Origin of the sequence: Streptomyces durocortorensis, from assembly GCF_016901035.1 — a bacterium.
Lineage (GTDB): Bacteria > Actinomycetota > Actinomycetes > Streptomycetales > Streptomycetaceae > Streptomyces > Streptomyces durocortorensis.
In genome coordinates this window covers 1-12548 of sequence record NZ_JAFEUF010000206.1, presented here as the reverse complement: position 1 = coordinate 12548, position 12548 = coordinate 1, and the positions used below count along the sequence as shown (strand labels likewise).

The window sequence follows — 12548 nt, the reverse complement described above, 5'->3', positions numbered from 1 at the left end:
CGTTCTCCTCAGGTGAGGAGATCCGGGTGTGGGGGGTGTGGGGGGTGTGGTTGTTGTTGGGGGTCACCGGTTCCCGATTCCTTTCCGTCACGTCATCACGTCGTCACGTCGTCACGCCCGTCAGGCGAAGAGCCGGCGCCAGGTCTCCGGCCCCGGGTAACCATCGGCCGCACCGCCGCGCCAGCCCTGGGCCCGCTGGAACGCCTCGACGTTGCGGCGGTCGGCCTCGGTCCAGCGCGGGTCGGGGCCCGACACGTAGTGCTTGCCGTATCCCTTCTTCACCAACTGTTTGCCGAGCCGGTCGACATGGCTGTTGGACTGACCCGGCTTGAAATAGCCGCGTCCGGGGAACGCGACGGCCGTATTCGGGCTGCCGCCCGCGCCGGCGGCCGCAATGTTCCGGCCGCCGCCCGAGGTCAGCAGACGCCAGGTGTGCGGGCCGGGGAGGCCGTCGGCCTCCTTGCCCTTCCAGCCCTGCGCCTGCTGGAACGCCTGGGTCGCGCGCTTGTCCGCCGTTCCCCACACGGGCCCGGGGCCGACCGCGTAGAACCGCTTGCCGCCCCGCTGCACCAGCATCCGGCCGAGCTGGGTGACGTACTTGTTGTTGGCGCCGGGGCCGAACTGCTTCGCCCCGGGGAAGGCGGTGGAGGACCCGGAGCCGGGCGATCCGCCGGTGACGCCCTTGTAGCGGTAGGCCACGTACCGGTCGGAGTTGTTCCAGTACGCCAGGGGCGTCGACTGCTTCCGGGTCCGCGGGCGCGCCTGCTCGTAAGCGACGTACTGGGTGCGCGCGGAGTTCGCCCAGCCGCCGAAGATCGTGACGTGCGAGCCCTTGGCGGGGTCGGCCGGGTTGTGGAAGAGCAGGATGTCGCCGGGCTGGAGGTCGGCGCGGGCGATGCGGGTGCCGTAGGCGGCGAGGCTGCCGGTCCACTCGTTGGTGCCGAGGTTCCAGGCCATCGACACATAGCCGGAGCAGTCCTGGCGGTAGCCGTCCGACCAGTATTTCTCCATGCTGTACGGGACCTTCGCGGCCACCCATGTCTTGGCCCGGGCGATGATGTCGGCCCGGTTCGTCTTGGGCGCGGCCGCCCCGGCGGACGGCGGGCCAGACGCGCCGGTGCCTCGCAGCGGGCCCTTCTCGCCCTGCGGGTTGGCGGTGGCCGGATCGGATCCGTCGTCGGCGCGCGGGGCCCGGGGGGCGTGGCCGGCGGCTGCCGCAGCGCCCGCCGCCCCGCAGGAGAGGACCACCCCGGCGGCCGTGGCCAGCACCAGGGCGCGCCGCGCGCCGTGCGCGGCGGGATGGCCCCCGCGCCGCACCGGCAGGGCCCGCGCGGCGGAGCGCCGCCGCACCGCGCACCCCGCACATCCGCAGTCGATGGCGGGTTCGTACTCCTCGAAGACCGGCACAGTCATGCGATTCCCCTCCGCGCTCGTCATTCGTCAAGATCTTCGGGCGCAGCCGTAACGGACGTCAGCGTCTTAACTCTCCTGACATATCGCATTTTGACGGAACAAAGGAAAAATGCGACTATCCGACAGGGCGTGGCGGCCGGTAAATGGTTCGGAGCACCCCGGCGCGTCCGGTAGAGTTCTCCAGGTCAGCAGGCGCCGTTAGCTCAGTTGGTTAGAGCAGCTGACTCTTAATCAGCGGGTCCGGGGTTCGAGTCCCTGACGGCGCACGCACAGTCAAAGCCCCCTCACACTCCGTGAGGGGGCTTTGAACATTCCCCGTCCGGCGTCCGGCGACACCCGGGGGCGTGAGCGCGCAGCCGTGCTTCGTCACACCCTCTCCACAACCTGGGTCCAAATCGTGCGTATGACCGGCAAACAGTCCGTTTCACCCTTGCGATCGCGTTCGGTGTCGGACAATCTGTCTGGGGGCGTCGGCTCCAAGGGGGCTGCTGATCCATACAGTTGGCACAGCAGAGCGTGACGTTCCGGTTATCCGTGCCGCGGGGTTGGGGGCCCCGCTCGGGGGCGGACACCGAGGGGGCATCATGCAACCGGAAGGCTGCTGATCCATGTCTGTGGGGACGGTGGCCTGCCACCGTGTGCGCGCCCGGTGAAGAACGGAGCCGACCGCGCACAACGAGAGAGAGACCGAACAGTCACGCACCACCATGCGTGCGGGGGGATGTACCCATGACGTCGACGCCGCCAGGCGACCGGCCGGAGAACGACGCTTCCCGGACCACGCAGCTCCGGATACTGCCGAGGGCAGGCGCGGCGCGGCGGCGTGCCAAGAAAGAGCTGCCCCGCTACGACTACGAGCACTACAGCCGGCTCGCCGGACCGCTGACGCAGCCCCCCGCGGGCAAGCCGTACAAGGTCCAGTACCGCTCGCTCATATCGCAGGAGCCGCACCGCGTGCGCGCGGCGCTCCTGCTCGGTGCGGCCCCCCTCGTCTCGCTCGGGCTCTTCGCCTGGCTGATGCAGCCCAGCCACTGGACGGACCGCGATCCGAACCTGGACAACGACCTCCTGCTGGTCCTCGACATCGTCATGCTCGTCTCGATCGGTCTGATCGAGCTGTTCCGCACGATGAACGTCCTCTCCAACGCGCACGCCACCCTCGTCGCCCGCGACCCGGTCCCGGTGGTCCCGGAGTCCGGCACCCGGGTCGCTTTCCTCACCTCCTTCGTCCCCGGCAAGGAGCCGCTGGAGATGGTGACGAAGACCCTGGAGGCGGCCGTCAGGATCCGCCACCGCGGTCTGATGCACGTCTGGCTGCTGGACGAGGGCGACGACCCGGCGGTCAAGGAGGTCTGCGCCCGGCTCGGCGTGCACCACTTCTCCCGCAAGGGCGTCGCCCACTGGAACCAGGCCAAGGGCCCGCACCGCGCCAAGACCAAGCACGGCAACTACAACGCCTGGCTGGACGCGCACGGCGGCGACTACGACTTCTTCGCCTCGGTCGACACCGACCACATCCCGATGGCGAACTACCTGGAGCGGATGCTCGGCTACTTCCGCGACCCGGACGTCGGCTTCGTCATCGGCCCGCAGGTCTACGGCAACTACGACACCTTCGTCACCAAGGCCGCCGAGTCGCAGCAGTTCCTCTTCCACGCGCTGATCCAGCGCGCGGGCAACCGCTACGGCGCGCCCATGTTCGTCGGCACGAGCAACGCGGTCCGCATCTCGGCGCTGAAGCAGATCGGCGGTCTGTACGACTCGATCACCGAGGACATGGCCACCGGCTTCGAGATCCACCGCCACCGCAACCCCGCCACGGGGAAGAAGTGGCGCTCGGTCTACACCCCGGACGTGCTGGCCGTCGGCGAGGGCCCGACCGCGTGGACGGACTTCTTCACCCAGCAGCTGCGCTGGTCGAGGGGGACGTACGAGACGATCATCGGGCAGTTCTGGAAGGGCTTCGGGACCATGCCGCCCGGCAAGCTCTTCAACTACACGATGATGATCATCTTCTACCCGATGTCGGCGCTGAACTGGATCCTCGCGGCGCTCAGCTGCGCGCTGTTCCTCGGCATGGGCGCCTCCGGCGTCCAGATCGACCCGACGATCTGGATGATGCTGTACGGCAACGCCTCCGCGCTCCAGATCGGCCTGTACATCTGGAACCGCCGCCACAACGTCTCGCCGCACGAGCCCGAGGGCTCCGGCGGTCTGGCCGGCATGGTGATGTCCGCGCTCTCCGCGCCGATCTACGCCCGCTCGCTGATGGACGCGGTACTGCGCCGCAAGAGCTCGTTCGTGGTGACCCCCAAGGGCGACTCCTCCAGCCCGGACACCCTCTTCGGCACCTTCCGCATCCACCTGTTCTTCATCGTCGTCTTCGGCGCCTCGATGATCTCCTCCTTCTTCCTCGGTCACAGCCACCCCGCGATGGTCACCTGGGCCACGCTGGCACTGCTGATCACCGCCGCACCGATCATCGGCTGGCGGTACACGATCCGCGCCGAGAAGAAGAAACGCCGCACGGGCGGAGGATCGCACCGCAGCGGCGGGCCGGCCCCCGAGCCCAGGCCCCAGCCGCTGCCCGGAGCACCCGGAAACGACCAGACCATGCAGATCGCTCAGATCGCCCTTGGGGGACGTAAGAAATGAAGTACCGTCCGAGCCGCCGTACCCGCCGCCTGGCGATCAGTACGGCGGTGGTTCTCGCGCTCGCGGGGGCGAACGGGCCGTGGCTGTACCGCTTCAGCACCGAGCGCTATCACGAGTACAAGATCAACCAGCCGGATTACAAGGCGGCCAACGGCCACTGGGACTTCCTGGACGTCCCCTCCGAGCACCGGATCAACACGATCCACGCGGCGCTGCTGCACACCGGCAAGGTGTTGCTCGTCGCGGGCTCCGGGAACAACCAGAAGAACTTCGACGCGAAGAGCTTCCGCTCGGTGCTGTTCGACCCGAAGACGAACGGCTTCAAGGACATCCCCACCCCCAAGGACATGTTCTGCGCCGGGCACACCCAGCTGCCCGACGGCAAGCTCCTCATAGCCGGCGGCACCAAGCGCTACGAGAAGCTCCAGGGCGACGTCACCAAGGCCGGCGGCCTGATGATCGTCCACAACGAGAACCCGGACAAGCCGATCACCCTGCCCGCGGGCACCCGGTTCACGGGCAAGAAGAACGGCAAGACGTTCGTCTCCAAGGACCCGGTGCTGGTGGAGAAGGCCAAGAAGGTCTTCGACAAGCAGACCGGCGCGTTCCTGCGCAACGACCCCGGGCTCGGCCGGATCTACGTCGAGGCGCAGAAGACCGGCAAGAAGTACGAGACCGGCACCGAGGACAACTACCGGGTGGCGGGCCTGTCCGGCTCGGACACGCGCAACGTCTACGGCATCGCGCAGAAGCTGGCCCTGGACAAGAAGGACTTCCAGGGGATCAAGGAGGCCTTCGAGTTCGATCCGGTCGCGGAGAAGTACATACCCGTCGACCCGATGAACGAGGCCCGCTGGTACCCGACCCTGACGACGCTGGAGGACGGCAAGGTCCTCGCCCTGTCGGGTCTGGACGAGATCGGGCAGATCGTCCCCGGCAAGGACGAGATCTACGACCCGGCGACCAAGGAGTGGGAGTACACCGGCATCGTCCGGAAGTTCCCCACCTATCCGGCGGTCTTCCTGCTCAACGACGGCAAGCTGTTCTACTCCGGGTCCAACGCCGGATACGGTCCGGCGGACGTGGGCCGTGACCCGGGCGTCTGGGACCTCGCGACGAACAAGTTCAAGAAGATTCCCGGGCTCAGCGACCCGGACCAGATGGAGACCTCCGCCACCGTCCGGCTGCCTCCGGCCCAGGACGAGAAGTTCATGGTGATCGGCGGCGGCGGGGTCGGCGAGTCGGAGAAGTCCAGCGAGAAGTCCCGGCTGGTCGACCTCCAGAAGAAGAACCCGCAGTTCACCGACGGCGCGTCCCTCTCCGAGGGCACCCGCTACCCCAGCGCCTCCCTGCTGCCCGACGACTCGCTGCTGGTCACCGGCGGCTCCAGCGACTACCGGGGCCGCGGCGGCTCGGACGTGCTCCAGGCCCGGCTGTACGACGCGAAGACGGACACGTACAGACAGGTCGCGGACCCCGCGGTCGGCCGGAACTACCACTCGGGTTCGGTGCTGCTGCCGGACGGCCGGGTCATGATCTTCGGGTCGGACTCGCTGTTCTCCGACAAGGCCAACACCCGGCCCGGCGTCTTCGAGCAGCGCATCGAGATCTACACCCCGCCCTACCTCTACCGGGACTCCCGGCCGGAGCTGACGGCCGGGCCGAAGAAGATCGAGCGCGGCGGGACCGGCCTGTTCACCACGCAGCACGCCTCGAAGATCACCTCGGCGAAGCTGATGCGGCCCTCGGCGGTCACCCATGTCACCGACACCGACCAGCGCACCATCGCGCTGGAGATGGAGAAGTCGAAGGACGGGATCACCGTCACGGTGCCGGACAACCCGGCGCTGGTCCCGGCCGGTTGGTACATGCTGTTCGTCACCGACGAGGAGGGCACCCCGTCCGAGGGCATGTGGGTGGAGGTGCCCGAGTAGGGCACACGTGCCAAGGCCGCACACCGGGAGATCGGGTCTCCGGTGTGCGGCCTTCGGTTGTTTCCGCTACTTCGTGGCGCCGGCCAGGCCCAGCGCGTACTCCGGCCACCAGTCGCCGGCCTTCGGGCCGCCCTTGCAGTCGCCGTCGGACTCGCCGGGGCGCTTGATCCACAGATAGGCGTCGACCCGCTCGTCGCCGGTCTGCGTGGTCGGGGCCTCGCCCAGCGCGCGGCCGGGCGGATTGCACCAGTTCTCCGCGGGGTCACCGCCGTCGTAGGGGCCGTTGCCGTTGCGGCTGGTGTCGATGACGAAGGGCTTGTTGCCGATCTTCTCCGACAGCTTCTTGCCGAACTCGGTGGAGACGGCCGTCGTCTGGAAGTTGGAGACGTTGAGCGAGAAGCCGTCCGCCTCGGCGATCCCGGCCCGCTGGAGCGGCTGGAACAGCGCGTCGGGCGACTGCCAGCCGGCGTTGCCCGCGTCCAGGTAGACCTTGGTGGCGGGCTGCTGCTTCAGCCGCTGGATGGCGCCCTTGAGGAGGTCGTAGCGCTCCTCGTGGAACTCCTGGGGCGTGCAGCCGTCGACCAGGTGGAGCAGGGCGTCCGGCTCCAGGATCACGGTGGCGCTGCGGTCCCCGATGCCCTTGGCGACGCCGTCCAGCCAGGTGCGGTACGCGTCGCCGTCGGAGGCGCCGCCCTTGGAGAACTGGCCGCAGTCGCGGTGCGGGATGTTGTAGAGGACCAGCAGGGCGTCCCGGTCGGCTGCGGCGGCCGCCTCGGTGACGCCCTTCACCTGGGACTCCGGGTTGTCCGGGGTGATCCACTCGCCGACCGGCTGCTGCGCGATCTTCCGGATCAGCTCGGCGTTCTTCTCGTCGCCGTCCTTGCTGTACGCGGCGACCTGGCGGGCCGCGTTGCCGTCGGGGTTGACCCAGTACGGGTCCTTGTCCTTGGGCTGCTGCTCGACGGTCGGCGCGCTGTCCTTGTCGCCGCCGTCCCCGTCGCCGGAGCATCCCGCCAGCAGCAGGGCCGCCCCGATCGCCGCCGCCGTACCGGTCGTCCGCAGGCCCGCCGCGCGCCTGCGCGTCCGGGACCGGCCGGTGTAACTGCCGTACATCCACTCCCCCTTGGGTGCACTGCCTGCACTCTTCGTCATTGGGTTGCACCGATGTGCTGCCGGTCCGATCCATCCTGGCACAGCGGCCGGGCGTCCACGCTTGCACCCGTACAACGCGCACACCCGGGCACCGGTTCCGGACATCCTGTTCGAAAGCCGGTCATCCACGCGGCCGGTCCCCCTACAGTGGCGAGGACCGGCGGCCCTCCCCACCGCACCGACCTCCCGTACCGCGCCGGGCGACTCCCGCGGCCGGGCGCACGCGGTCGAGGACCGGCCCGGCGGGCGCGCCCCCGTGAGAGGCGGCCTGCCGGGCCGGGTTGAGCCTGTGTGCGTGTTCCCTGTGGTGCGGCGGTCAACCGCGCCCTTGGGCCACCGCCTGCGCGCGCTCATCCCCGTCCCCGGCCGCCGCGCCCTTCACGCCGGTGAGGTAGGCGGAGACCACCACGTTCGCCGAGTAGGAGCGGGTCCTCTGGTCGTACGTCCCGCCGCAGGTGATCAGCCGCAGCTCGGCCCGCCCGTCCTCGCGGGGCCCGTACGCCTTCTGCGCGTCGAAGCCTTCCCGGGTGACGAGCTGGACGTCGTCCACGGTGAACTCCGCGACGCTGCCGTCGGTCCGGGCGACCTCGATCCGGGCGCCCGGCTTCACCGCGCTGAGCCCGTAGAAGACGGCGGGCTTGGTGTCGGTGTCGACATGGCCGACGAACAGGGCCGTGCCCTTCGCCCCGGGCTGGGTGCCGTCGCCGTACCAGCCGGCCGTCTTCGGCATGCCGTACGGGGGCGGGTCGATGGCCCCGTCCCCGTCGAGGCCGCGCGCGACGACGGGGGCCTCGATCCCCACGGAGGGGACCTCGACGCGTTCGGGGGCCGACCCGTCGAGCGGGTCGTGGGCCGGGGGCAGCGAGGCCCCGAAGGGCCGGCCGACCGCGGCCACGTCGCCGGTGGTGGGGCCCGACAGACCGCCGAGCCCGCCGCCGGCCTCCTTGCCCCAGAGCCACAGGCCGAGCAGCAGCACGGCCCAGGTCACTCCGGTGAGCAGTCGCCCGTTGCCTGCCGGGCGGTCCGGGGCGCTCATCTCAGCTGCCGGCCGCGTCGCGACGCCGGCGCGAGGTGCGCAGGGCGACGGCGACGGCCGCGACGGCGGCGAGCACCAGGCCGATCACCGCGTGACGGGTGCCGGGGCCCTCGGCCTCGGTGGACCGTTCGGCGAGGGTGGCGGTGCCTCCGCCGCCCGCCTTGACGGGTGCGGCGGGCGAGGGCCGGTTGTGGTGGATGACGGTGAGCGTGCCGGTCGCCTTGCCGCCGCTGTCCTCGCACGTCACCCAGACGTCGTAGGAGCGGGGTTCGGCGTCGGACCGGATCCGGGCCTCGGCGTAGAGGCCGTTGTCGTCGGCGGGCCGGAAGTGGGCGACCGAGGCGAAGGCGTCGGAGTTGCCCTTGGCCCGGCGGCCCTTGCCGCAGGCGTCGACCCAGAGTTCCACCTGCCCGCCCGGGGCGATCGTGGACGGGGTGATCGAGACGGTGCCGGTGCGCCGGTCGTCTTCGCCGGCCGGGGCGGCCGGGGATGCCAGCGCGGCGGGTACGGGCACGGCCATGAGCGCGGCCGCCGCCGCTGCACAGAACGTGAGGGGAATGGAACGCATCGTGAACCTCCTACGGGAAGGTTCACGGCTGCGGCGGCGGCCCGCATCCGCAGTCCTCCATTCGGGCGACGCCGGGGCGTCGGCCTGGAGGGCTGCGGATGCCGTCCGTGCAGGTCAGCCACGGTCGGCCCAGGTCAGCCGGGCCGCCCCGGGCCGACCGGATCAGCCGCGCTCGGACTGGGTGGGCTGGTCGGCCTGGTCCGGCAGGTCGACGAGGCTGACCAGGTCGGCGATGGACTCGACGACGTGGGACGGGCCGAAGGGGTAGCGGTCGATGTCGGCGACGGTGGTGAGCCCGGTGAGCACCAGGAAGGTCTGCATGCCCGCTTCCAGGCCCGCCAGGACGTCGGTGTCCATCCGGTCGCCGATCATGGCGCTGGTCTCGGAGTGCGCGCCGATGGCGTTGAGCCCGGTCCGCATCATCAGGGGGTTGGGCTTGCCCGCGAAGTACGGGTCCTTGCCGGTGGCCTTGGTGATGAGGGCGGCGACGGAGCCGGTGGCGGGCAGCGGGCCCTCGGCGGACGGGCCGGTCTCGTCGGGGTTGGTGCAGATGAAGCGGGCGCCCGCGTTGATCAGCCGGATCGCCTTGGTGAGCGCCTCGAAGCTGTACGTACGGGTCTCGCCGAGCACCACGTAGTCCGGGTCGTGGTCGGTGAGCACGTACCCGATGTCGTGCAGGGCGGTGGTGAGGCCGGCCTCGCCGATGACGTACGCCGTGCCGCCGGGGCGCTGGTCGTCCAGGAACTGGGCGGTGGCGAGCGCGGAGGTCCAGATGTTCTTCACGGGCACGTCCAGGCCCATGCGCTTGAGCCGGGCGTGCAGGTCGCGCGCGGTGTAGATGGAGTTGTTGGTGAGGACGAGGAAGGGCAGCCCGGAATCCCGCAGCCGCTTGATGAAGGCATCGGCGCCGGGGATGGGGGTGCCCTCGTGGATGAGGACGCCGTCCATGTCGGTGAGCCAGGAAGTGATGGGCTTGCGCTCTGCCATGTGTCGGGACTCCTGCCGTACGCACTGCGTGCTGGGGGTGCCCGGACCACGCCGTCCCGGCACCCCCCAGCATAATTAGGCGGTGGTGACCTTGACCCCGTCGATCACCCAGTACCAGTTGTTGCTGCCGGTGTAGTGGAACCGGAAGCTGACGTTGGCGGCCCCGGACGGGACGTTCAGGGTCAGGCTCTGGGGCTGTGAGATGACGTCGGAGGTGTAGCGCTTCACCTCGACGGGCGTGCCGCCGTTCCAGGAGGCGAGGATCCGGGCGCTCTGGCTGCCCTCCTGCCGGTAGAGGGTGGTGAGGCCGAGGGTCACGGTGGACTTGCCCGCGACGGTGTACGCCGGGGTGACGAGCGTGGAGTCGTACGGTCCGGAGGACGCCTTGTCGTCCCACTCGTCGGAGTCGGCGACCGCGAAGATCCCGCGCGAGCGGACGTTCAGCTCGCGGGACTGGTCGCGCTGGCTGCGGCTCCAGAACTCGTCGGTGGCGAAGGTCCAGCCGCGCCACTCGGTGACGCCCCCGGTGCCCATCGCGGAGTTCACGACGGACCAGCCGCTGGGCGCGGTACGGGTCCAGCCGAGGACCCCGGCCGGGATGCCGGTCTCGTCGACGCGGGCGGAGAGGGCGGGGTGGAGGGCCTCGAACGGGTCGGTGGAGCGCTGCTGGATCGGCTTGCCGTCCAGGCCCCAGGCGGGGTCGGGGGCGATGCCGAGCTGGTGGAAGACGGTGGCGGCGACGTCGACGAGGCGGGTGTCGGCGGGGCGGGCTCCGGCGGCGATGCCCGGACCCTGGGCGAGGACGAAGGTGCGGCGCTCCTCGATGGCACTGCCACCGTGGCCGCCGGAGTCGGTGTGGCCATGGTCGGTGGTGACGATGACGGTCCAGCGTTCGGTGGAGTAGGAGGGCCGGGCCTTGATCGCGGTGAGGAGGCGGCCGAGGTAGCCGTCCTGGACGTTGATGGCCTGGCGGTAGGCGGCGCTGGCGGCACCGGAGTTGTGGCCGGCGATGTCGGTCTGGCCGAAGTAGACGAAGAGCACGTCCGGGTTCTGGTTCCGGAGGATCGACTCGGTCTCGGCGGCGATGGTGGCGTCGTGGCCGGTGTAACCGTCGCGGTCGCCGTCCAGGACGAGCTTGGCGTCGGCGCCCGGGGTGACGGTGCCCTGGGCGTCCAGGGGCTTCCAGTCGACGGCGGCGTAGGTGGAGAGCTGGGGGCGGACCTGGGCGAGGCGGGCGAGGAAGCCGGGGTACTTCGCGTAGTTCTTCCCGGCGAAGGAGTTCTCCTTGACGCCGTGCTTGTCGGGCCAGACGCCGGTGGAGATCGTCGACCAGCCGGGACCGGACGAGGTGGCGGCCATCGGGTTGGCGTACAGCAGCGAGGTGCCGTACGTCCCGTTCGCCATCATCGACGTGAGGTGCGGGGCCTCGGCGGCGGCGATGACGTCGTGGCGCAGCCCGTCCATGCCGACGACGAGCACCTTGTCCTTGCTGGTGCCGTTAGGGAGCGTGGGCGCGGCGGCGTGGGCCGTGGTGGCGGTGGCGAGCGGGGCGACGGCGACGGCCGTGGCCGCGGCTGCGGTGGTGGCGAGCACGGAGCGTCGGGACAGGGGCGACGACAGGGACCGGGACACGTGATCCTCCAGGGAGAGGGCGGGCCGAACGGGGACGGTACGTGAACTGCCTTCTGGACCAGACCCGTTACCCTTGCGAGATATCGAGGCCGGGTCCAGACCTTCGCAGGAATCCGTGGCCGAAAGGTGGCCGGTCAGCTTCCGGTGGCCGACTTCCAGGCGTCGATGTACGTGTCCAGGTTGGCGCCGATGTCCGCCCAGTCGGGCTCGAAGATCTCCACGCCCTCCATCAGCCCGGCCAGTTCGACGGCGTTGGCGTCGGTGGCCTTGACGTCCTTGCGGGCCGCGAACCCTCCGCCGACCGCGCTGACGTCGCGCTGGGCCTGCTCGGAGAGCATGAAGTCGAGCAGCTTCTTGCCGTTCTCGCTGTGCGGGGCCTTCGCGACGAGCCCGGCCGCGTACGGGAGAGCGAAGCTGGTGGGCTTCCCGTCGCCCTTCGCGGGGAACCAGATGGAGAGGTTGGGCATGTCCTTGGACTGGGCGAAGTTCATCTGGACGTCCCCGTTGGCGACGAGGAGTTCCCCCTTGTCGACTTTGGGGGCGAGCTTGCCGGTGGAGGCGGACGGGCCGACGTTGTTGGTCTGGAGCTTCTTCAAGTAGGCCATGGCGGGCTCCTTTCCGCCGAAGTCGTGCATGGCCTTGATGAGGACGGCGGTGCCGTCGCCCGCGACGCCGGGGGTCGAATACTGGACCTTCTCCTTGTACGCGGGGTCGAGCAGCTCCTCCCAGGTGCGCGGCGGGGTCTTCAGCTCCTTCTTGTTGTGGATGAAGCCGAAGTAGTTGTTCACGACGGAGGTCCACTTGCCGTCGGGTGCCCGGTCGGCGCCGTCGACCTGGTCGACACCCTTCGGTTCGTACGCGGTCAACAGGCCCTTCTTGTCGGCCTGCTGGATGAAGGGCGGCAGGGTGACGAGGACGTCGGCCTGGGTGTTGGACTTCTCGCGGACGGCGCGCTGCACCATCTCGCCGGAGCCGCCCTCGACGTAGTTCACCTTGATGCCGGTCTGCTTCTCGAAGTCCTTGAAGACCTTGTCGTACCAGCCGTCGCCGTTCTCGCCCTTGAGGCCGTCGGCGCTGTAGACGGTGACGGACTTGGCGTCGGAGGCGGCGGAGGAGCCGCCGCAGGCGGTGAGGGTGAGGGCGGTGAGTGCGGCCAGGGGGAGGGCAGTCT

Annotated in this window: 9 protein-coding genes and 1 tRNA gene; 3 read left to right on the top strand and 7 right to left on the bottom strand. The window is 70.0% G+C overall.

The annotated features are described in order from the left end of the window. Positions 1 to 120: 120 nt before the first annotated feature. Positions 121 to 1413 carry a peptidoglycan-binding protein gene (locus tag JS521_RS27945; RefSeq protein WP_205085736.1) on the bottom strand — a complete coding sequence of 431 codons (1293 nt, stop codon included), beginning with the start codon at positions 1411 to 1413 and terminating at the stop codon, positions 121 to 123. 192 nt (positions 1414 to 1605) lie between these two features. Between JS521_RS27945 and JS521_RS27940 the strand changes: the two genes are divergently transcribed. From JS521_RS27940 to glxA, 3 genes are all read left to right on the top strand, one after another. Beyond that, a tRNA-Lys gene (locus tag JS521_RS27940) sits at positions 1606 to 1679 on the top strand. A 463-nt stretch (positions 1680 to 2142) separates the two neighbouring features. Beyond that, positions 2143 to 4068, top strand: coding sequence for a glycosyltransferase family 2 protein (locus tag JS521_RS27935; protein ID WP_205085735.1), 1926 nt, complete (start codon positions 2143 to 2145; stop codon positions 4066 to 4068). Next, positions 4065 to 6002, top strand: coding sequence for a radical copper oxidase GlxA (gene glxA, locus JS521_RS27930; protein WP_205085734.1), 1938 nt, complete (start codon positions 4065 to 4067; stop codon positions 6000 to 6002). The genes JS521_RS27935 and glxA overlap by 4 nt, the downstream gene beginning before the upstream one ends. A gap of 66 nt (positions 6003 to 6068) precedes the next feature. On the opposite strand, the gene JS521_RS27925 is transcribed toward glxA, so the two are convergent. The 6 genes from JS521_RS27925 to JS521_RS27900 form a co-directional block, all read right to left on the bottom strand. Further along, the gene (locus tag JS521_RS27925) at positions 6069 to 7115 is read right to left on the bottom strand and encodes a glycoside hydrolase family 6 protein (protein ID WP_205085739.1); all 1047 of its coding nucleotides are present in this window, start codon (positions 7113 to 7115) and stop codon (positions 6069 to 6071) included. Positions 7116 to 7470: 355 nt separating this feature from the next. Further along, complete coding sequence (locus JS521_RS27920) at positions 7471 to 8190, bottom strand: class F sortase (RefSeq protein WP_205085733.1); 720 nt, start codon at positions 8188 to 8190, stop codon at positions 7471 to 7473. Position 8191: 1 nt separating this feature from the next. Beyond that, positions 8192 to 8758 carry a hypothetical protein gene (locus JS521_RS27915; RefSeq protein ID WP_205085732.1) on the bottom strand — a complete coding sequence of 189 codons (567 nt, stop codon included), beginning with the start codon at positions 8756 to 8758 and terminating at the stop codon, positions 8192 to 8194. A 162-nt stretch (positions 8759 to 8920) separates the two neighbouring features. Next, a complete protein-coding gene (locus JS521_RS27910) occupies positions 8921 to 9745 on the bottom strand; it encodes an HAD-IIA family hydrolase (protein WP_205085731.1) in 825 nt (274 codons plus the stop codon). Between the two features lie 75 nt (positions 9746 to 9820). After that, the gene (locus JS521_RS27905) at positions 9821 to 11365 is read right to left on the bottom strand and encodes an alkaline phosphatase family protein (protein WP_205085738.1); all 1545 of its coding nucleotides are present in this window, start codon (positions 11363 to 11365) and stop codon (positions 9821 to 9823) included. A gap of 146 nt (positions 11366 to 11511) precedes the next feature. Further along, the coding region (locus tag JS521_RS27900; RefSeq protein WP_239487939.1) for a 2-aminoethylphosphonate ABC transporter substrate-binding protein at positions 11512 to 12548 on the bottom strand (1037 nt) is incomplete at its 5' end.